21 protein-coding genes are annotated in these 20,840 nt (G+C 61.0%); 8 read left to right on the top strand and 13 right to left on the bottom strand.

Features of this window, described 5'->3' with window-relative positions:
* Positions 1–8: 8 nt before the first annotated feature.
* The 3 genes from VGF98_12310 to VGF98_12300 are packed head-to-tail and all read right to left on the bottom strand — an operon-like array spanning position 9 to position 2,086.
* Complete coding sequence (locus tag VGF98_12310) at positions 9–983, bottom strand: aldo/keto reductase family protein (GenBank protein ID HEY1682416.1); 975 nt, start codon at positions 981–983, stop codon at positions 9–11.
* Between the two features lie 5 nt (positions 984–988).
* A complete protein-coding gene (locus VGF98_12305) occupies positions 989–1,831 on the bottom strand; it encodes a YegS/Rv2252/BmrU family lipid kinase (protein HEY1682415.1) in 843 nt (280 codons plus the stop codon).
* A 3-nt stretch (positions 1,832–1,834) separates the two neighbouring features.
* On the bottom strand, positions 1,835–2,086 hold the full coding sequence (locus VGF98_12300; GenBank protein HEY1682414.1) for a hypothetical protein: 252 nt from the start codon (positions 2,084–2,086) through the stop codon (positions 1,835–1,837).
* A 49-nt stretch (positions 2,087–2,135) separates the two neighbouring features.
* Here VGF98_12300 and VGF98_12295 point away from each other — a divergent pair, with 49 nt between their 5' ends.
* Genes VGF98_12295 through VGF98_12285 form a run of 3 tightly spaced genes read left to right on the top strand, consistent with a single transcriptional unit; the run spans position 2,136 to position 6,557 of the window.
* Complete coding sequence (locus VGF98_12295; GenBank protein HEY1682413.1) at positions 2,136–3,470, top strand: MFS transporter; 1,335 nt, start codon at positions 2,136–2,138, stop codon at positions 3,468–3,470.
* A gap of 38 nt (positions 3,471–3,508) precedes the next feature.
* Positions 3,509–5,074, top strand: a complete 1,566-nt coding sequence (locus tag VGF98_12290) for a multicopper oxidase family protein (protein HEY1682412.1) — start codon at positions 3,509–3,511, stop codon at positions 5,072–5,074.
* Between the two features lie 55 nt (positions 5,075–5,129).
* Entirely contained in the window at positions 5,130–6,557 is a 1,428-nt protein-coding gene (locus VGF98_12285) for an alkaline phosphatase family protein (protein ID HEY1682411.1), read from the top strand.
* A 73-nt stretch (positions 6,558–6,630) separates the two neighbouring features.
* On the opposite strand, the gene VGF98_12280 is transcribed toward VGF98_12285, so the two are convergent.
* The 4 genes from VGF98_12280 to VGF98_12265 are packed head-to-tail and all read right to left on the bottom strand — an operon-like array spanning position 6,631 to position 9,172.
* Positions 6,631–7,020, bottom strand: a complete 390-nt coding sequence (locus VGF98_12280; protein ID HEY1682410.1) for a CrcB family protein — start codon at positions 7,018–7,020, stop codon at positions 6,631–6,633.
* Positions 7,017–7,358: a DUF190 domain-containing protein gene (locus tag VGF98_12275; GenBank protein ID HEY1682409.1), complete on the bottom strand. Its 342-nt coding sequence runs from the start codon at positions 7,356–7,358 to the stop codon at positions 7,017–7,019. Before VGF98_12275 ends, VGF98_12280 begins: the two co-directional genes overlap by 4 nt.
* A 4-nt stretch (positions 7,359–7,362) precedes the next feature.
* The gene (locus tag VGF98_12270) at positions 7,363–8,646 is read right to left on the bottom strand and encodes an amidohydrolase family protein (protein HEY1682408.1); all 1,284 of its coding nucleotides are present in this window, start codon (positions 8,644–8,646) and stop codon (positions 7,363–7,365) included.
* Between the two features lie 31 nt (positions 8,647–8,677).
* Complete coding sequence (locus VGF98_12265; GenBank protein ID HEY1682407.1) at positions 8,678–9,172, bottom strand: hypothetical protein; 495 nt, start codon at positions 9,170–9,172, stop codon at positions 8,678–8,680.
* 85 nt (positions 9,173–9,257) lie between these two features.
* Here VGF98_12265 and VGF98_12260 point away from each other — a divergent pair, with 85 nt between their 5' ends.
* On the top strand, positions 9,258–9,938 hold the full coding sequence (locus tag VGF98_12260; protein HEY1682406.1) for a hypothetical protein: 681 nt from the start codon (positions 9,258–9,260) through the stop codon (positions 9,936–9,938).
* Here VGF98_12260 and VGF98_12255 read toward each other — a convergent pair.
* Positions 9,935–10,411 (bottom strand): GNAT family N-acetyltransferase, encoded by a 477-nt coding sequence (locus VGF98_12255; GenBank protein HEY1682405.1) that lies wholly within the window; start codon positions 10,409–10,411, stop codon positions 9,935–9,937. The two genes, VGF98_12260 and VGF98_12255, sit on opposite strands and share 4 nt — an antisense overlap.
* Positions 10,412–10,418: 7 nt before the next feature.
* Entirely contained in the window at positions 10,419–10,919 is a 501-nt protein-coding gene (locus VGF98_12250) for a hypothetical protein (protein ID HEY1682404.1), read from the bottom strand.
* A gap of 78 nt (positions 10,920–10,997) precedes the next feature.
* Here VGF98_12250 and VGF98_12245 point away from each other — a divergent pair, with 78 nt between their 5' ends.
* The 4 genes from VGF98_12245 to VGF98_12230 are packed head-to-tail and all read left to right on the top strand — an operon-like array spanning position 10,998 to position 15,812.
* A complete protein-coding gene (locus VGF98_12245) occupies positions 10,998–11,447 on the top strand; it encodes a nuclear transport factor 2 family protein (GenBank protein ID HEY1682403.1) in 450 nt (149 codons plus the stop codon).
* Positions 11,444–14,680, top strand: a complete 3,237-nt coding sequence (locus VGF98_12240; GenBank protein ID HEY1682402.1) for a hypothetical protein — start codon at positions 11,444–11,446, stop codon at positions 14,678–14,680. Before VGF98_12245 ends, VGF98_12240 begins: the two co-directional genes overlap by 4 nt.
* Positions 14,677–15,336, top strand: coding sequence for a DUF5671 domain-containing protein (locus tag VGF98_12235; protein ID HEY1682401.1), 660 nt, complete (start codon positions 14,677–14,679; stop codon positions 15,334–15,336). The genes VGF98_12240 and VGF98_12235 overlap by 4 nt, the downstream gene beginning before the upstream one ends.
* Entirely contained in the window at positions 15,333–15,812 is a 480-nt protein-coding gene (locus tag VGF98_12230; protein HEY1682400.1) for a hypothetical protein, read from the top strand. The genes VGF98_12235 and VGF98_12230 overlap by 4 nt, the downstream gene beginning before the upstream one ends.
* An 11-nt stretch (positions 15,813–15,823) precedes the next feature.
* Here VGF98_12230 and VGF98_12225 read toward each other — a convergent pair whose 3' ends face one another.
* The 4 genes from VGF98_12225 to VGF98_12210 are packed head-to-tail and all read right to left on the bottom strand — an operon-like array spanning position 15,824 to position 20,769.
* Positions 15,824–16,303, bottom strand: coding sequence for a hypothetical protein (locus tag VGF98_12225; GenBank protein ID HEY1682399.1), 480 nt, complete (start codon positions 16,301–16,303; stop codon positions 15,824–15,826).
* Positions 16,293–19,013, bottom strand: a complete 2,721-nt coding sequence (locus VGF98_12220) for a molybdopterin cofactor-binding domain-containing protein (protein HEY1682398.1) — start codon at positions 19,011–19,013, stop codon at positions 16,293–16,295. Before VGF98_12220 ends, VGF98_12225 begins: the two co-directional genes overlap by 11 nt.
* The gene (locus VGF98_12215; GenBank protein ID HEY1682397.1) at positions 19,010–19,822 is read right to left on the bottom strand and encodes an FAD binding domain-containing protein; all 813 of its coding nucleotides are present in this window, start codon (positions 19,820–19,822) and stop codon (positions 19,010–19,012) included. The genes VGF98_12220 and VGF98_12215 overlap by 4 nt, the downstream gene beginning before the upstream one ends.
* Positions 19,819–20,769 carry a hypothetical protein gene (locus VGF98_12210; protein HEY1682396.1) on the bottom strand — a complete coding sequence of 317 codons (951 nt, stop codon included), beginning with the start codon at positions 20,767–20,769 and terminating at the stop codon, positions 19,819–19,821. The genes VGF98_12215 and VGF98_12210 overlap by 4 nt, the downstream gene beginning before the upstream one ends.
* Positions 20,770–20,840 lie beyond the last annotated feature (71 nt).

Raw genomic sequence — 20,840 nt, 5'->3', positions numbered from 1 at the left:
GGCGAGAATTATGCGAGGTAGGGCTCCGACGGGGCCACCGGAACGAGAATTCGATCCATCGCTTCAAAGATGGCCGGGTCGACGTCGAGATCGCCGGCTGCCAAGTTATCCTCCAAATGCTGGAGCTTGGTCGCGCCCACGATGGCGCTGGTTACGACCGGCAGGCGCAGGCACCACGCCAGCGCGAGCTGAGCCATCGAACAGCCTGCCTGCTGCGCTAAGGGCACGACTTGTTGTACCGCGGCCAGCACGCCGGCCGTGAAATAGTCTTCCATCATCTCTTTGAACGGTCCGGCCGCACGCGTTCCGGCCGGAACGCGATCGACGCTCGGATACTTGCCGGTGAGAATGCCCATGGCCAGCGGAGACCACACGACGTTGCCAATCCCGTACTCGCGACACGCCGGAAACACGCGCGATTCGACCCGACGCCATAACGCACTGTACTGCGGCTGATTGCTCACCGGCATCGCCCACCCGCGAGCCGAGCATAGCGCTGCGGCTGCCGAGATCTGATCGGCGCTCCATTCCGAAACGCCCCAGTAGAGAATTTTTCCTTGGCGCACGAAATCGTCCATCGCGCGACACGTTTCTTCGAGCGGCGTCGTTTCGTCGAAGCGGTGGCACTGATAGAGATCGATGTACTCGACTTGCAGGCGCCCGAGCGAACGATCCAACTGATCGCGCAAATGCTTTCGCGAGAGGCCGCGCTCGGTCACCGAATCGCCCATCGGGAAATATGCTTTGGTAGCGAGCACCAACGCGCCGCGTTCGAGTTCTTTGAGGATCGGCCCCAACGTTTCTTCGGCCGCACCGCGCGCGTACACGTTGGCGGTATCAAAAAAGTTGACGCCGCCGTCCCACGCGCGCCGAACGCACGCCCGGGTCGTGTCGCGATCGACGGAATTACCGAACGTCAACCACGAACCTAAACCGATAATCGAGAGGTGCAGTCCCGAGTGCCCGAGTTTCCGATATCGCATGCCGGTTACTCCGGCGAGAAGATGCGAAGGGCCTTCGGAAGCAGATCGAAGGTGGCCGGCGTTTTACCGGCCGGCTCGCCGTCGGCGGTAATATGATGATGATGCCGTTGATGCAGCTCGAACCGCCGTGCGCGCAAGACGCGCAGTCCGGGCACCGCTTCCCGGCGACCGCGCATAACCGCCCACATCAACGCGGCGGCTTCGCGCAGGTTGTCGATCTGCACCGAATAGAGATCTAGCCATCCGTCGTCGATAGCCGCGTCGGAGATCGCTATTACGCCTCCGAAGCGATGGCTATTGGCGATCGTTAGCTGCATCGTGCGCAAGCGCATGACGTGTGAGTCGTAGCGCACCTCCACCCGCATCGGCCGGGCATGCACGATCGCTTGCAACGCCGTCGCCAGCACGCCCAGCATGCCGTAACGGCGTTTGATCTCGGTGTTCTGCCAGCGAGCGGCGCGGCTCGAAATGCCGATGCTCGCCTCGGCCAAGAAGTGCACGCCGTTGACGCAGCCGACATCGACGGCGCGCGTGTGGCCGGCCGCAATGAGATCGCAAGCGCCCGCTACATCCAACGGAACGTCGAGGGTTCGTGCCAGCTCGTTAAACGTACCGGCCGGCACGATGCCGATTGGAATGCCGGCGCTGAGAGCGCGCGGAATCGCGTGCGTTAGCGTCCCGTCACCGCCGACGACCACGATCGCGTCGACCTGCGATGGGTCGATACCATGTGAAGTGCCGTGCACCGACGTAACTTGTACGCCGAGTCGCTCGAGTTGTCGCAACGCGTCGCTTCCGATCGCCGTTCCGCGCCGCGAACGAGCGTTGATTATGACGCCGACTCGCACGCGCTAGGGTTCTCGACGATCGGCTAACCAAACGCCCAACGCACGTGCGGCGGCCCATATCGCGAGGCCGGCGAAAACGAGCGTTCCACCAAACATCCCCGCGTATCCGAGGTAGATCCCCATTTGCGTGATCGAGTCGACGTAGCCGGTAGCGCGCTCCGTCGCGCTCAACGTTTCGAACACGCCGTGAAAGACGAACCAAACGGCAACCGCCGCCGGAGCCGATAGCGCGAAGATCGTTACGTAGCGGACCAATTCATGGTTATCGCGCCGCACGTTTACAAGTGGCTCGCCGTCATCGCGATTGGCTTTTGCACGCATCGCCGGATACCCTCGGCGGGATTCACACGACGCGGCCGGAAAGCTGACGACCGCTACGGAGATACGAACGATCGCGCTGCGCCACCGTCCGGCTAATCCAATGCCGGAATCGCCCTACGAAGTGCTCGCGCTGTTTGCCGGCGCGATGGTTGCGGCGTCTATTTTTTCCGTTGCTACCGGCACCATCACTCCATTCTTAAAGACCGCGTTCAATTTAGGCCAGACGCAACTCGGCATGGTCCTGTCGGTCGAACTCGTCGGCGCGCTGCTGGCAACCGCGATGGCCGGAGGCCTGACCGATCGATTCGGGGACAAACGCGTCGTTCTGTGGAGCGGTTGGTTCATGGGCATCTCGCTGATTTGCGCGAGCCTCGTGCGCGACTTTCATTGGATTCTCGGATGGCTGGCGCTCTACGGCATCGGATATGCGGCCGTCACGCCCGCGGGTAGCCATGCGATCGTTTTCTTCTTCAAGAAAGAGATGCGCGGATTCGCGATGGGCGTCCGGCAATGCGGGGTGCCGCTCGCCGGCGTCATCGGTTCGCTGCTGTTACCGGCAGTCGCCATTCACTTCGGTTACCAATGGTCGATCGCGGTCGCCGGCATCGTCACCATCGTGGCGTGTACGGCTGCGTCCATGCTGTATCGAGAACCCGAGCAGCTGCACGGCGAACGAATTTCGCTGCGCGCGATGCTGGCCGACATGTTGCGAATCTCGAGCGACGCGCGGCTGATTTTGCTCACGTTGACGTCGATGACCCTGGTGGCCGCGCAAATGACGATGTTCGCGTTTCTGGCGCTGACGTTGACCAACGAAGCCGGATACGCTATTGGCGTTGCCGTGTTCGTGTTTACCATTTCCCAAGCGGCGGCCGTCGCCGGCCGCATCATCTGGGGCTGGATCAGCGACAACATTTTTCACGGCAGCCGGTCGCTTCCGCTGGCTGTGGTCTGCATCATGGGATCGGCGTGCGTGTTTTGCGTCTCGCTTTTTTCGACGCACACCGCATTGTGGGAAGCGTGCGCGCTGGCGGCGCTGTTAGGATTCAGCGTCGAGGGATGGTTCGGGGTCGCGGTGATTGGAATCGCCGAAATCGGCGGCGAGGAACATTCCGGCAGCGCCCTCGGCGTCGCACTGACGTTCATTTTCTTCTCGGCCTTCGTCGCCCCAACGCTGTTCGGCGCCATCGCACAAGCGTTCGGGTACAGCTTCGCCTGGCGCGGACTCGCGGTGCTGGTGCTGTTAGGCATCGTGCCCGCTCTTCTGAGCAGTACCATTCTACGACGGCTCGCAGACCGGGCGCAGCGAACGGCTTAAACCCCCGATAATCTCGCCTTAAACCATTGCGGATGTAGGTGCGCCATAATCGAGCGATGCACCGCCGTTCGTTCGTACCGCTCGTTGTTGCCGTTCTCGCCGGCTGTTCGTCGCATGCTGCGTCTACCGCTGGCTCTGCGACGATTCCGTCGACGTCCACCGTCCCCGAAGTTCGATCGCGGAACGGAGTCGTTTCGTTTTCGCTCGACGCGGTCATCGATCCCAAGACGAAGGCGCCGGCCTTTGAATACGACGGACAGATCGGGGTTACGCCCACCATCCGCGTGCAACCCGGCGAAGCGATTCACATCGTCGTTCACAACCGAATGCCCGCCGGACAAACGTCCCCGGATTTCATCAACCTGCACTTTCACGGTTTGACCGTCTCGCCGGATCCACCATCGGACGACGCGATGCGCGACGCGGCGCCCGGAGCGTCGATCGTCTATGACGTCCGCATCGCCCGAACGCAGCCGCCCGGATTGTATTGGTACCACCCGCACGTGCACGGCTCGACGTATTGGCAAATCACCAGTGGGATGTCGGGCGCGCTCGTCGTCGAGGGCTTACAGACACATTTGCCCGCGCTGGCGCGCATGCGAGAGCGCATCCTGGTGTTGCGCAACGTGCAAACGGATCCGGATATCGACGGCATTCCGATCGTCGCGCGACCGGCAGCCCTGCGCGACTACGTCATCGCGGGCCGCCGTCGAGCCGGACGCCGAACGGCGATCGACGATGACGACGCAGCCGGATTGCCCTGTGCGCCGCTCGCCGGAATGCAAACGACGCTCGACGGCCGCGCGCAGGCAACGCTCGGGATCGATCCCGGAGAGCGTCAACTGTTTCGAGTGGTAAACGCGACGGCGGGACGCTACTACGACCTGCACGTCGACGGCGAGGAGCTACAGTTGGTCGCCATCGATGGAGTCCCACTCGATGCCGCCCCCGGCGCCCCGGCGGCTCGCAGCGTTTCGCACTACCTTCTCGCGCCGGCCGCGCGCGCAGAGTTCGTGGTGACGGGTCAATCGCAGCCGGCGAAGCTGGCCTCCAGCTGCTATACCTCGGGCGACGCCGGCGATCGCGATCCGGCCGTTACGTTGGCCACGTTGCGCTCCGACGGACACGCGCCGGCCGGTTCCGACGTCGATCCGTTGTCCGCCGGCGTTCGGCCGCTCGCAGCCGATACGTCCGCGTTGCCCGTGCCGGTCGCCGACCGTCATGTCGACTTCACCGAGAACGCCGACGGCTTCTATATCAACAACCACCGCTACGTAATGGGAGAGCCGCCTTCGATGACCGCTCATACCGGCTCGATCGAGCGCTGGACGCTCCGCAACTTTACTGCCGAAGTGCACGACTTTCACATCCATCAAGTGCACTTTTTAGTCGAGTCGATCGACGGCAAACCCGCGTCCCCGCCCTACTGGGCGGACACCGTCACCGTCCCGCCCGCATTCTATCCGCATCGCGGGGTGACGCCGGGAACCGTCGTCGTGCTCATGGACTTCCGCAACCCAGTCATCAAAGGAACGTTCCTCTATCATTGCCATATCCTGGATCACGAGGACGGCGGAATGATGGCTTCCATCCGAGTTCTTTAACAACGCATAAGGTCGCGGTAATGCGCGGTTATGCTCGCTCGGGTTCAATTAGCGAATGACCGCTACTTCTTTACGTTTGCGCGCGCTTCGTGTCGCCGCGCCATTGCTCGTAGCCTCGCTCGGCCTATCGGCCTGCAACTCGGCGTCGGTTCCATCCGGCGCGGCCCCGGCGCAAGCGCAGACCATGCGCAACGCCGCGATCGTTCACGCTCCGCCCGGATTTGAGAAGATCGGGCACATCATCGTGATTTATCAAGAAAACTGGCCGCTGACCGGGTTGTACGGCCAATATGCCGGTGCCGATGGCGTCGCTCCGGGCACGACGGTAACGCAGAACGACTGGCGCGGAAAGCCGTTGACCAGCGTACCGCAGCCGCTCGACTATAACGGAAATCCCGACAACCGTTTTCCGTCCTCGTTGCCGGTGCAAACGTACTTGGCTTCGCAGTATGTGCCCGCGGCCGAAAAGACCGGCGACATCGTGCACAGGTATTATCACGAAATGTACCAGATCGATGGCGGCAAGATGGATAAGTTCGTGACGTACAGCGACAACGGCGGCTTGGTGCTGAGCCAGTACGACGTGCGTTCGCTTCCCGAAGGCGATCTCGCCAAGCAGTATACGCTCGCGTCGCATTACTTTCACAGCGCGTTCGGTGGCTCGTTCCTCAATCATCAATACTTGATCTGCGCTTGCGCGCCCACGTGGCCGAACGCTCCCAGCGATTACATTTCGGTGCCGAGTAAGAACCCGGCCAAGCTCAACGATAACCACGTCACGCCGGACGGCTACGTGGTCAACACGTCGTATTCGATCTACCAGCCGCATCCGGCCGGCATGTCGTCGGACGATTTGGTTCCTCCGCAAACCGCTCCGACGATCGGCGACCGCTTGAACGGCGCGAATGTTAGCTGGAAGTGGTACTCGGGCGGTTGGGATGCCGCGCTCGCAGGCCACCCGTCACCGCTGTTCCAGTTCCACCATCAACCTTTCGCGTACTATCAAAATTATGGCGACGGCACCAAGCTACGCGCCGAACATCTACAAGACCTGAAGAACTTCAAGCGCGATATCGCCGACGGCAAACTGCCGCAGGTTGTCTTCATCAAACAGATCGGACAGGACAACGAACATCCAGGCTACTCGTCGCTTCTGCACGGCCAACTCGCTGCAATGGGCTTAGTCGACATGGTTCGCCAGAGCCCGTATTGGAAAGACTCGGTCGTCATTCTGACCTATGACGAAAATGGCGGCCGTTGGGATCCGATCGGGCCGCCACAGATCGATAAGTGGGGACCGGGCAGCCGCGTTCCAGCGATCATCGTCTCGCCCTTTGCCAGGAAGCACTTCATCGACAGCACCCAATACGAAACGGCTTCGATCCTCGCTCTGATCGAACAGCGCTTCGGACTGAAGCCGTTGGCGAAACGCGACAAGCTCGCGAATCCGTTTACCAACGCGTTCGACTTCACTCAGAAATAAGCACAGTCAACCCCACGATCGTTGAAGACCGGGGGCGCTGCGCCTCCGGTCTTGTTGAATGCGAAAACCTTGCTTAGGTGGCGTGCAGCACGGCGCGACCGCCGGCTAAACCGGCGATTGCCGCGAGTACTCCGAGTACGACGCTTCCGGCACAATACGCGACCGCGAGGGCCGGGCTTTCGGAAAGCAGCGTCACCGTATCGAAGCTAAACGTCGAGAAGGTCGTAAAACCGCCCAAAACGCCGATGGTAAGGAACGCGCCGACGTACGGCGACAGACCGGTGCTGGATTGCGCGTACGCCGCGATAACGCCGATGCAGAACGATCCGGCAACGTTGATCAGCGCGGTATGCCACGGGAATCCGGGACCGAGTCGCTCGACCATCACGATTGCGATGGCGTAGCGCAGCATCGAACCGATCGCGCCGCCGGCGGCCACCGCGGCAAATGCGCCCAGCTTCATTTCGGTTCGCCCGCCTTATATGCGATCACGCGGACGCTTTCGATCGTTACCAGCCCTTCCGACACCATCTCGTCGAGCGTCGGCAGAAACGCTTCGACCTTTTCTTCGGTGTCGACCAGTTCGATCACGATCGGCAGATCCGACGAGAGATCGACGATGCGCGCTGCGTGCATCACCGAATGCGCGCCGAAACCCAGGATGCCTTTGAAGACGGTTGCGCCGGCCAATCCGGCTGCGCGCATGGCTTCGACGACCGCGATGTAGAGCGGTTGACCCTTCCAACGGTCCGATTCACCGAGAAATATCCGGACGAGCTTTGCGGTACTCTCGCGTTTCACGTTATTATCGCTCCGGGCCGCTGAGATCTTTGTGGACGATTCCGTCTTTGACGATCGTTACGAAATTGCGCGACGGGTCCTCGATCAGCCGCAGATTGGCGAGCGGGTCCCCGTCGACCAATAGAAGGTCGGCCAGCGCACCCTCTTCGATAACCCCGAGCTTGCCGGCGTACGGATTGCGCGGGCCGCACATGGCCAGAAGCTCTGCGTTATCGCGCGTCGCCATCGTGAGTATCTGAGCCGGTTTATACCACTGCAACAGTTTCGTCAACTGCGCGCCCTGTCGCGCGGCGGTTTTCGCTTCGAACAGCGTATCGGTACCGAAGGCCGTTTTGATTCCGTATCGCTTTGCAAGCTCGTATGCCGTGGCCGTTCCGTGCGTCATCTCGCGTTGTTTGGCATGTCCCTGCGGGCTCAGCGTCGCTACCGAATCTTCGTCGGCGAGAAACGGCTGTAAGCTCAGCCAAATCTCGCGGCGCGCCAACAGTTCGGCGGTCGATTCGTCGATCATCTGGCCATGTTCGATACAGCGGACGCCGGCGTCGACTGCCTGCCGAATGGCGCGCGGTGTGTACGCGTGCACCATCACGTACGTATTCCAATTTTCTGCGGCTTCGACGGCTGCGCGCATTTCGGACGGTGTGAACTGCGTCGAGTCGAGCGGATCGTGCGGCGACATGACGCCGCCGCCGGCCATGAGTTTGATCTGCGTGGCTCCCAACCGCAATTGTTCTCGCGCCCGCAAGCGCACTTCGTCGGGGCTGTCCGCGATCGCGATGTGCCCCTCGCGTTCCATGTGTGTCGGTTGTCCGCCGGCGGCACGTGGAACGTCCCACGGCATACGAAAATCGCCGTGCCCCGATGTCTGCGAAATCAACGCACCCGACGGGTAGATGCGAGGACCCGGTACGACGCCGCCGTCGATCGCGCGTTTGAGACCGAAGACGGGGCCGCCGGCATCGCGCACGGTTGTAAAACCGCGCATCAGCGTCTCTTCCGCGGTATGCGCAGCGAGCAAATTGATATAGCCCGTATCCGACGTCATCAGCACTTGCATCGGAACCGTCGCCCACATGCTATGCCAGTGTGCGTCGATCAGGCCGGGAATTAGCGTTCGGCCTGCGCCGTCGATGACGTCGACGTCATCGTAAGAATCGCCGATCAGATCGTGTCCGATACGCTCGATGCAATTGCCGGCAATCAGCACGCTCGACGGCGGCGACAGTTCGTCGGCGCCGGTGAATACACGCACGTTTTCGAACAGCGTCGCAGAGTGTCGCTCGGCCATATAGCGACCTTCCGCGCGCGTCCGGCCGAACCTACAAACGCTCGCCCGGCGGACCCGACCGCTCCGAGCCGAGCACTGCAGCGACGGTGAGCGCTACCGGCAATCCGAAAAAGACAACGTGCGCCACGGCGGTGTTCAGGAGCGTTGCCGCATGTTGTGCCGCGTGCTGGGCGCGGCCGAGTGGGACGACGATGTCGATCATTACGAGCATGACGATAACACCGAACAACATGCCGGCGACTGCCGGCGATCGCCGCACCGCCGGAACGGTTTGGTAGATCGCGGCAAAGATCGCCGCCCAACAGATCGCGACGATACAATCGAAGACAAAACCGAGCAACGCCGACCAAACTCCACCCGCGTACGCCGAACTCCCGACGATGTTGGAGGCATCCCACTGGAACAGCAGCATCGGCTTGGTGTGGAAAAGGAGCCGGAGCGCGATCGCCAGATACACGCTGATCGCCACGTTGCCGGCGAGACCGGCTAGCACCGCTGCCCGGGCATAGGCTGAGATCGAGGTCATAGCTCTCATAGCGCGCAGCCGGGCCGGAGGGTGACGTTCTGCGTCAAGGGCGGCCGCAAGCGGTCAGCGTATCACCGGCACTGACATGCGATGGGATGCGTTTCGACGGCGGCTCGACGATTTTATCAACTCGCAGGGGATCGCACACGAAGTTGTGGTCGTCGTCGTTTCCTATCTCTTCGTGTTCGCGGGCGCGTGGAACGACGGCTATATTGGATTGGTCGCTTCGCCAGCGTCGGGTGTCGTCGAGGCGTGCATGGCGGCAATCTTGGTGCTCGAGATAACGAGCCGCCTGCTGTTCGTACGCGAGCGACGCTTCAGTTTTTACGCCCTGATCGTTCTCGACATCGTCTCGCTGCTGACCGTTGTTCCGTACCTTACCGGATTTGCGTTCGCACGGCTCTTTCGCCTCGGGTACGCATCGTGGAGAACCGCACTGTTGCTCGAACGGCTCGCCAACGCACGCAACAATGCGATGTATTTAGCCTGGATTTACGTGCTGATCGTTCCATTGGCAGCAGCGATGCTCTTCGCGGTAGAAGCGCAGGCCGGCAATTCTCCGGTGAAGAATTACCTCGATGCGTTGGCCATGACCGTCGGATACGCATTAACGCTTGGCAGCAGCCGTCCGAGCACGTACACCGGTAACGTTATTTGTGGCCTCCTCTTCGTCGGCGGCGTTCTTTGTATCGGCATCATCGGTAATACGCTAGCAAACCGATACGCAAACGATGGGCAGTCGGGACCGAAACCGCGCGACCGCTAGTCGCGACCGAAGTAGAAGATCATCCGCCGCTGCGGTACGCCTTCGATCTGATCGTGCGTGCTGGGACCCGCGTCGACAAAACCGTTGCGCCGATACAAAGCGATAGCGGGTAAGTTACTCTCGACGACGTCCAAGTCGACGGCCGGAACGCCGAGTTCGCGCGCCCATTCGGTGACCGACTCGATGAGCCGGTCGCCGACGCCGTGCCCTCGCGCGGATGGTGCAACCCACATCGAGATGAGCAGCACGTTGCCTTCCTCGGGGAAACCGCTAGCCATTCCAACGTCGACACCGTCAATTGCAACGACCATATTACAGGGAACGCTGCGCAAGCGTTGGCGCCAACGCTCTTCGGTTGCATCGCGCCAATCCGCCAGCGTGGAGCCAAATGCGTACGGCGCTTCGGTGAGCGCGGCTAACCGCACCGCACGCCACGCCACCCAATCGTCTTCGCCACAGCTGCGAAGATTCACCGGTCTCCTACTTGTGGCAGTCGCTATCGATCGGCACGTCCGTGCCATGGACGGATAGCACTTCATGAACGGTAAGATGCGAGTCGCCGGTCAGCGTATACGTTATTTTGCCGCTCATTTGGATCGGACCCATCGTGTTCGTGCCGGTAAAGGTTCGCCCGTCGGTCGACGTTGCGGCGCCATGCGTTCCGCTATTGTCATCGCTAACGCTCCAGTACACCTTAGCATCGTCACTGTATCCAAAATAATCGTCACCGGAATAGTCCGCTCCGGTAATGTGGTCGTGCAAGGTGTTTGCCGGGGCCACTTCGAGTGCGAGCGTTACCGTGTCGACGCGACTTGGACGCCCGCCCATCGCGGGAACGGTCGTCGCGCACGTCCATGTTCCGGCCTTCGCGTTCAGCGACGCCATTGGTCCGGTTAACTGCCCGGCGGCGCGAGCCGCTCCGGGAAGCGCGAACGCAACGACGGATAGAGCGACAGCGGCAACGTTCCGAAAAGTCTGCATGACGCTCAATACGGCGCCGGCGCCCTGGTAACTTGCTCGGCGGAGGTACCCCTATGGCATCCCCCCGAACGGCCCGGCATGCAGCGATTTTCGATTGCGACGCTGTGTAGCGTCATTGTTTTCATCGCATCCCTTGTTCCGGCGCCGGCGCGAGCCGATGCGTCGCCCGATGCGCAAGCCGTTCTGGCCCAAGAGGGCCGCTGGCTGACGGCCATCGTCGCGGGTGACCGTCGAACGGTCGACGCGATCCTCAGTCACGACCCCGAATTCACGCATATTACCGCAGACGGCAAACTACTCTACCGCGCTCAGGAGCTGGCGGCGACGAAGAAAGAAGCGTTCACGATGAAAGCCACCGCTCAAACGGTCGATTTTGTCTCCAATGTGGCGATCGTTCACGGCGTCAATTCGATTACGCACTCGCATCATCCGACCGAACGCGTCCGTTTTACCGACGTCTTCATTCGTCGCGGCACGATCTGGCAGGCCGTGTCGGCGCAAGAATCACCGATCGTAGGCAACCCATGACCTATCGCCCGTTCGCTTTCGTCATCGGCCTCGCAGCGGCGTTGACATTCCGCCTTCCCGCAGAGGCTCAATCGGCCGCCTCGCCGGCACCCCAGTCATCGCCGGTGGCCTCGCCCGCGCTCGTCGCACCGAAACCGCCCAAGCCCGCCGCTCCGACGCCCGTACCGACAGCTACGCCAACTCCCGGACCACCCTTCGGCAACATGCAGTGGCGTGAAATCGGCCCGGCAGCGGGCGGCGGGCGGGTGTCCGCGGTCGCGGGATCTGCAACAAATTCAAAACTGTATTACATCGGCAGCGCCGGCGGCGGCGTTTGGAAGTCGGAAAACAGCGGCCAGACGTGGGATCCCGTTTTCGATAAGCAATCCGTCGCGGCCATCGGTGCCGTAACGATCGATCCGACGGACGACAAGACCGTTTGGGTCGGAACCGGCGAAACGAATCCGCGCAACGACGTCTCGTACGGCGACGGCGTATATAAGACGACCGACGGCGGAGACACGTGGACTAACCTGGGCCTTCGCGGTACGAAGTATATTTCGAAAATCGTCGTCGACCCGCGCGATCACAACCACGTAGTCGTCGGGGCGCTCGGCGATGTTTTTGCCGACAGCGACCAACGCGGCATCTACGTTACCAACGACGGCGGCAAGACATGGAAGCAAACGCTCTACGAAGGTCCCAAGAGCGGTATCTCCGATATCGCGATGGATCCACAGAATCCCAGCATTCTGTATGCGGGCCTATGGGAATTCCGCCGGCAGCCCTGGACGTTTCAAAGCGGCGGCGACCACGACGGCTTGTACAAGTCGACTGACGGCGGAGCCAGTTGGACGAAACTGACGGGCTCGGGCCTTCCCGCCAACCCCGTCGGACGCATCGGGTTAGCCGTCGCTCCAAGCAACCCCAATCGCGTGTACGCGTTAATCGAATCGGCCAAGGGTATTCTGTGGCGTTCGGACGACGCGGGCGCGACGTGGACGATGATCAGCAAGGACACGCTCGTCGACCAACGCCCGTTTTACTTCAGCCATATTGCAGTCGATCCTAAAAATGCGGATCGCGTGTACGGTGTTTCCGAAGCGCTTTCGGAAAGTACCGACGGTGGCAAGACGTTCAAAGAAATCGCCGACACCGTTCACGTGGACTACCACGCTATTTGGATCGCTCCAAACGATCCGTCACGGATTATCGTCGGCGAAGACGGTGGGTACGCCCTCACGCTCGACGGCGGCGACAACTGGTTCTTTTCGGCCAACGTTCCAATCGGACAAGTGTATCGCGTCGGCCTCGGAAACGATAATCCGTACACCGTCTGCGCCGGGTTGCAAGACAACAACGGCTGGTGCGGTCCGTCGAATTCTCTCGATTCGAGCGGCATTCAAAATAAAGAGTGGATCGTAACGGTCGGGGGCGACGGAGAATGGGGTATTCCCGAGCCCGACGATTCCAACTGGATCTGGTCGGACTCCGAAAACGGATCGTTGGTGGTGTTCAACCGCGTAACGCAAGACGGATGGTCGGCAGCCCCGTATCTGCAAAACTCGGTAGAAGGCTTCGATCTGCGTACCAGCAAGTTTCGCTTTAACTGGGAATCACCGATCGGTTTTGCTCCGTGGAATCCGCATATCGCTTGGTATGGCGGTAACGTGCTCTTTCAGACGAGCGATCGTGGCCGCTCCTGGACCGTCATCAGTCCCGATCTCACGCGGAACGAAAAGGCGCATCAGGCGCCGTCCGGCGGGCCGATCACGCACGACGTCTCGGGCGCCGAATTTAGCGACACGATCCTCGATATCGAGGGATCGACCGTGCGCCGAGGCGAGATTTGGGTCGGCACCGACGATGGTCTCGTGCAGATGACGCTCGACGACGGCAAACATTGGAAAAACGTGACGCCGCCGGGCGCGCCAACGTACGGCCGTTTTGCGACCGTCGCTCCGTCGACGCTCGACGACGGAACCGTGTACGCGATCGCCGACGGTCATTATACGGGCGACGCCGCGCCGTACGCGTTCGTCACCCGTGATTACGGAAAGCATTGGACCAAAATCGTCGATGGATTGCCGGCCGGCGAGTGGGTCCGTTCGATTCGACCGGACATTCGCAATCGAAACATCGTCTATCTCGGAACCGAACAAGGGATCTTTATCTCGTTCGAAGCCGGCGCACACTGGCAAGCGTTTCGCAACGATCTACCACCCGTTTCAGTCCACGATATCCGCATGCAAAAGCAAGCGAACGATCTCGTGATCGCGACACACGGACGCGCGGTGTATATCATGGACGACATGAGCCCGGTGCAAGAACTGCAGCAAGCCGTCGCGCACGGCACGTGGCTCTTTGCGCCCCGCCCGTCATACGAGTGGTCGCTGCACGAATACGACGAAGGCACCTACACCAATTACGCGGCCGACAATCCGGCCTACGGCGTCGTCGTCACGTTCTATCAAACACAGCCACAAACGGCGCCGCCGAAAATCGAATTCCTCAACTCGACGGGCCGTACGATCCGCACGATTTCGGGAACCCACAAGATCCACGGTAAAGATGAGCCGTACGTGACAAATAAAGCCGGACTCAACCGATATGTGTGGAGCTTCGGCGTCGACGGCCCGGTGAAGTGGCTGGGTGCGGCGCGCGAGCGTTACCAAGGACCGGACTCGGGTCCGGGCGTGCCACCCGGCTCGTATTCCGTTCGCCTAACGCTCGGAACGCATTCCTACGTACGGCGCTTCGTCATTAAGCCGGATCCCCGCTCGCAGCTCACCCAAGCCGACTACCAGCATATCTTTGCCAGCGGGCTGAAGCTGCAAGCCTCGTTTTCGCTCGTCGATACGATGCTGAATCATCTCGACGACGTAACCAAAGCTGCTACTACCGATCTTGCAGCCGCACAAAAAGCGCAGAACACGACGCTCGTCGCAAAACTAAACGACTTCTTGGCCGCGCGCAAGACGCTGTTCGATTCTCTGACGGCCGACTATCATAACGACGAAGATGGTATCCAGCGGCCCGGTGCGTTGCGCGAAGACGTCCAGAGCGCGTACTATGGCGCGCAAGGTCTTCCGACGCAACCGGTAATCGAGTTTATCGCCCGCGTCAACGGCGAGCTGCGCGACGGCGCCGGTCGCTATAATGCCTTCGTATCGAATGCCATTCCGGTAGCGAACTCCGCATTGCAGGCCGCAAGCATGAAGCCGCTGCCGCCGATTCCGCAAGTGACGCCATGACCGCGCCGGCTACGCCGTCTTCGCAAGATCAGCTGCGCGGGTTTTTGCAATCCGCCAAACAACGCGGCGTTTCGGACGAGTCGCTCGTTTCGTTGCTCCGGCATCGCGGATTTTCGGAGCGATCGATCTATCGCGGGCTGGCGGCGTACTACGAAGAGGTTTTGGGCGAGCCGGTCCCCTCTCGCGGACTCGACGTCGAAAACGCGCGCGACGCATTCTACTACTTGCTGAATTTCATCACGCTGGCATTTTGGACGATCGCGCTCGGCCAGATCTTTTACCTGCTGATCGAACGCCGATTTCCGGACGCGCTCGATGCGGGTTGGATGTCATCGATACGCGATGAACTCGCCGGACAGCTCGCCGCCGTCATCGTTACGTTTCCAGTCTTCTTGGTCGTCCATTCGCTCATTCAACGGCAGTTGCGAAAGCGGCCGGATCTTTATTATTCGCCAGTACGACGCTGGTTGACGTACGTGGCGCTCGTATTGGCCGCGATCGTGTTGGTTGCCGATGCCGTTTGGTTCGTTACGAGTTTTCTGCAAGGGCAGTTGAGCGTGCGGTTCGTTCTCGATTCGCTCGTGTTACTGGTCCTCGGCGGCGGCGTGTTCCTCTACTACCTCATGACGATGGAGCCGCCGACGACCCGCGCGTGAATATTCGTCGGATTCTACCGTACTTCGCGATCGCCGTCGTCGCGGGCGGCGCGATCTGGGCATTCGTAACGATCGGAACCCCCGGGCACGCCAGGCTGGCAGCATTGGATCGAATTCGCACTTCGAACCTGTACGAAATCGCGCTCGCGATGCACGATCGTTTCGGTACCAGCAACGGAGTGCCGGCCAGCCTTCCATCCGACCTGAAACCAAGCGACTTCGGCACCGTTGGGACGCGCGGCAACTTCGCGAGCGATCCACAAAGCGGAGCGCCGTACGAATATCGACGCACCGACCGAAACGTGTACCAGCTCTGTGCAACGTTCGCACTCTCGTACCGTCCGGCTCGACCGGCCGATCGAGGATGGAAGCACCCTTCCGGCCACGCGTGTTTCGAGTTCGACGTTCGCAAGAGTACGATCGACCCGGAAACTAACGCCTTCGAAGGAACCGGCGGCGAATCTCCACCGTTCTAGACGCCGTTCCTTTAGCGGGTAGCCAACGTCCAAGCTGCGGCCCCGATGAAGGCGACCGTCGCCGCGATTTCGATCAGCGGGATATACACTTTATGATGACCGTTGAGAACGGCAGTCAACGCGGGCAAGCTTCCCGCGCGCGCATCGTCGGCCGAAAGAATACCCTCATCGGATGCTTTGTGCACGTCGTCCGAAGCAAAAAGATAGTCGCGTTCCAATCGGCGCAATACGTCCTGCGCGTACCCCACCAGCGCTCGGTTCCGCAGTTCGAGCATGAAAAAGCTGAACGACACGACTGCCCCGAGGATCGCGATCGAGAGGGCGACAAGCGTAAACTTTGCGGTGACGGCGGCGACGTAGGCATTGGCGAGAATGCCGATACCCACCAAGAAATAGTTGAGCATGTTGGTGCGCTGCGTTGCGTGGTACGAAAACCATTCCCAGGCGTAGTCGAGCTGGGCTTTGCTACGGTTTTTCGGCTTATCCGGCATCGCTCAGTCGATCGAAGATGCGATCTTCCGTGAACGGAAGACTGGTGAAACGCACGCCGGTAGCATCGCGAAGCGCGTTGCCGATCGCGGGCGCGACCGGGTTGTTGGTATTTTCCGCGACCGATTTAGCGCCCATCGGCCCGATGCGATCGTGCGTTTCGGCATAGAACACGTCCATGTCGGGCGCGTCGGCCATCGCGGGAATTCGGTAGTTGCGCAGCGTTGGGTTCACGACCGTGCCGGCGTCGTCATACACCATCTTCTCCTGCAACGCGTAGCCGATGCCGAGGACCGCTCCCCCGACCACCTGCCCGCGCAGTTGGTGCGGATTCATCACGACGCCCGCATCGACCGCCTCGATATTATACAGAATAACGATTTCACCGGTGATCCGGTGTACGGCCAGCCGCACACCGTAGGCGAAGAACGCCACCGTCCGCGGCGACCCGTACGCCTTGCGAAACGAGCTGAACTCAACGTTGCTACCGACCCCCAGGGCGTGCAATTCTTGCAGCGAGATCGATGTGTCTCCATTGCTAATACCGTCGCTATCGAGGCTGAGCCGCTCGGGGCGTTCGCCTGTAAACCGCGCCGCGAACGAGACCATGCGCTCGCGTAATGCGACCGCGGCGTTCTCGACCGCTTTCGTCGGCACCATCATGCCGACGCTTGCGAACGTCCCGCTGTCGTACGGCGTGCGATCCGTATCGGCGTTGATAAAATCGACACGATCGGTCGAGCAGCCTAAGACTTGAGCGACGACTTGCTGTTGTGCCGTGATCAAGCCGTTCCCAATTTCGGTCGAGCCAACCGTGAAGCGATACCGTCCGTTCTCGAGCAGCGTCACTTCCGACCCCGAGCGTTGCTCGGTCGGCGGCACGCAATCCAGCATCGAGATCGCAACTCCGCTGCCTTCTAGCCAATCGTCGCCCTCGGGTTTGGCGCGACCTTTACGCTCTTGCATCGCTCGTTCGACCGCGTCGAGGCATTGATCGAGACCGTAACTTCCGATCGTTAAGTCGCTGATCTCCGGAGAGGCGGCCGCGATCTCGTCGTACGGTCCGACCATGTTCGTCCGGCGGATCGTAATCGGATCGATGTCGAGGATCCGCGCGAGTTCGTCGATCGCCGATTCGATCGCGAAGGTAGTCTGACTCGTGCCGTAGCCGCGAAAGCCGCCACCGCACTGCAGATTGGTGTACACCGCGTAGCCATCGCCCTTTTTATTCGGACACTTGTACAGCCCCCACGGTCCCGACATGGCGTTGGCTAGCGTTTCGCCACCGTGATTTCCGTACGCGCCGGTATTCGAAACGACGCGCCACTGCATGGCCGTCAGCACGCCGTCCTTGGTCGCCCCAATTTTCAGTTGCACGTTCATCGGGTGTTTGGTAGTGGCGCCGGTAAACTGCTCTTCGCGCGTAAACTCCCATTGTACCGGACGGCCGGTCTTGAGGGTCGCGAGCAAGGGCAGATCCTCGCTCATCATGTCTTGTTTGCCGCCGAAACCGCCGCCGACTCGCTCGCAAAATATGTGCACGTCGGCCAGATTAAGGCCAAACAAGAAACAGAGCTTTGACTTGACGATAAACGGACCTTGCGAACTCGTTCGCACGTGATAGCGCCCGTCTTCGCCGCGCCACGAAATCGACTGCATCGTCTCGAGGTGAACGTGTTGTTGGCGGGAGGCGTAATACGTGTCTTCGTAGATCGCGTCCGCTTGCGCGAATCCGGCGACAAGGTCGCCAGTTTCGCCGTGCATCTCGACGAAGATATTCTGCTCGGGATGCATCGCCCGGGAGAACTCGCCTTTATCGTGCAGCTGCGGTGCCCCCGGAAGCATCGCTTCCTCCGGATCGAAGACCGCCGGAAGCACCTCGTACGTCACGTTGAGGTTCCGGCAGCCTTCCTCGGCGGCGGCCTCGGTTTCGGCCACGACGGCGGCAATTCGCTGGCCAACGAAGCGGGCCACGTTGTCCAGCAAATACATATCGTCGGGGTCGACCCGGTTGTCCTCATGGATCGCCGTCGTATAGCGCTTTCGCGGCACGTCTTCCCACGTGAAAACGTCGACAACACCGGGCGTTGCTAGCGCTTTACTCCGATCGATCGCCGTGATACGCGCATGCGCGTGCGGCGAGCGCAGCACCTTAAGATGGAGCATGCCATCGAGCGGCGCAATATCGCTGGTGTAACGGGCGTGACCGGTTACGATGTCGCGAGCGAACGGATTGGGAACGCTGTGACCGGTCGAAGTGCCCGCAAAGTCGCTCGAGACGTTGACCTTGCCTGCGAACGCGTCGCGAATCGATTCGTAACCGGTGCACCGGCAAAGGTTGCCCTTCATTGATTGCGGCAGATCGCATTTCTGTTCGTCGGTCAACGCCGCGCCGGTCATGATCATCCCGGCGGCGCAATATCCGCACTGAAAGCTCTGCGCATTGAGAAATGCCTGCTGCATCGGATGTAGCGCGCCGTCGGGTTGCGCCAGCCCCTCGATCGTCGTTACGGTTTTACCCTCGGTTCGAAACGCCGGATACAAACAGCTGTGCACGGGTTTGTCGTCGACCCATACCGTACATGCGCCGCAGTCACCGCCGTCGCAGCCCTTCTTCGTTCCATACCAGCCCAGGTCGCGCACGAATGTTCGAAGACATTGTCCGGGAGCCGGTGTAGCCGAAAACGTCTTGCCGTTCACCGTCAGCTTCATATGCCGAGCTCCGCAACGATCTGTGCTCCGAAATGATGCGTCAGATGCTTGCGATGCGACGGCGAGCCGTGAACGTCAGCAAGATACATTTCGTCGGGAATCGCCGCGTCGATTCGACGGCGCACATCGTGTGCCGAAAGCGCCGGCTCCAGCCGAAGCTGCACCGGACGTAGCGTGGCAGCCGTGATCGTCAACAATATTTCATCGGTCGCGCGGGTTCCGATTAATAACACCGACGATCGCCCGAGATGCGTTAACGATGCCCGCCGGAACGCGTGCCGCTTACGCAACGCCGTAGCCGGCAAACGAATGCTTCGCAGCAATTCGCCCGGCGCGAGCACGTTCGCGTGATTGCCGGTAACGAAATCGACCGCGGGTACGCGACGCGGATCGCCATCGAGCGGCCAGAGTTCGTAAACGGCTTCGAGCGCGGCCGCGAGCGAGATCATCGGTCCGGCCGGGAGCGACATAACGATATTTCCACCGACCGTCGCCTCGTTCCAAATTTTGAACGACGAAAGAAACGACCGGCAACACTCGCCGACCAACGAAGCGGCGATCCACTCGGAGCGCGCTCGATATGCATACAGTTCGGCGATGCGACAGGTAGCGCCGATTTCCAATTCGTCTTCACGCTCGGTCAGCGCGGGCCAGCGTAACGTTTCCAAATCGATCAGCGTGTCGGTGTGAAGCTGCGGCTCGGAAAACAGCCACGTTCCGCCCGCCAGCCAGGCGTCGCCCGCGCGCCAGCCGTCGATTTCTTGCAGCGAATGCGGACGCTTGACGGTCGTGACCGTGTTAAGGTTCACAATAATCTCCAGAGCACGAGAATCTCGATCGCATAGGCGCCGACGAGAAAGAACGGCATCGCGTTGACCAACGCTCGCGGCCGTCCTTCGGGATACAACCACGGTGTGAAGAGCGCGATCGCCAACGGCATGAGCGGCCACGTCGTGAGCAAAACGCTAATGGCATTCCCGACGAACGTTCCCAACGACGGCGGCGTCGCAACCGCGCGCAACAGCGGGTTGAGAAAGCGCAGCTCCAGCATAACGACCGGAAAAAGCGTCAGCAATACCAGCGACGCAGTTTTCCACATATTCGGCGGGCGGCCGGTCGCAGGATCGGCCGGTACCCACCCTGGGAACGACGTATCAACCCGCTGCGCTTCGAAGCCCTCGATGAGATCGTGGCTTTCTAGCAGCAGCGCCGCGCGTTCGGGCGAGCTAAGCCACGCGTTGAGATGCGGTACCGAATCGAAACGCAGTACCGTCGTCCAACCGGTTTCGCGTTGGTGCGGCGGCTGCACGAACGAACCGATGTATCCCGGAAAGCGCTCCTGCACTTTTTGGATACGATCGGCAAACGCGCGATACGCAAGTTCGCTGCCGGCCTTGATGCGCGTGATAATCACTTCTGTCGCGCTATGCTGCGCGTAATACTCGAGCGCCGCTTGACCCGCCAACTGCACGAAAACACCGCCCTCGACCATCGGCCGCCCTTCGTCCAGCAATGCAGAATTGTCGCTGCCGTGCCGCCATACGCGCAAGGCGTCGACCGTTCTGAATCGCGCCACCAGCGCCGCTTCTTCCTGATCGGGCGTCGGCGCGACGTATTCGAAACTCTCGGCACCGGGCGAGGCCAGCACCTCCGCTTGCCATTTCGCGTGCCATTGCGCGAACGCCGATTCGCTTTCGGGACGAACGCGAGCGCAAACGATCAGCGTCGCAGATTGGCCCGCCTGCGTCGCGCCCATCAGTTGCCTGCGACTGGCTCGGACTGCGTGCCGATGACGGCGATTGGCCGCAGGGTTCTCGTCATGGGTGT

This window comes from Candidatus Tumulicola sp. (assembly GCA_036490475.1).
Classification (GTDB): Bacteria; Vulcanimicrobiota; Vulcanimicrobiia; order Vulcanimicrobiales; family Vulcanimicrobiaceae; genus Tumulicola.
The sequence above is the reverse complement of the archived record's forward strand: the minus strand, read 5'-3'. Positions and strand labels throughout refer to the sequence as shown.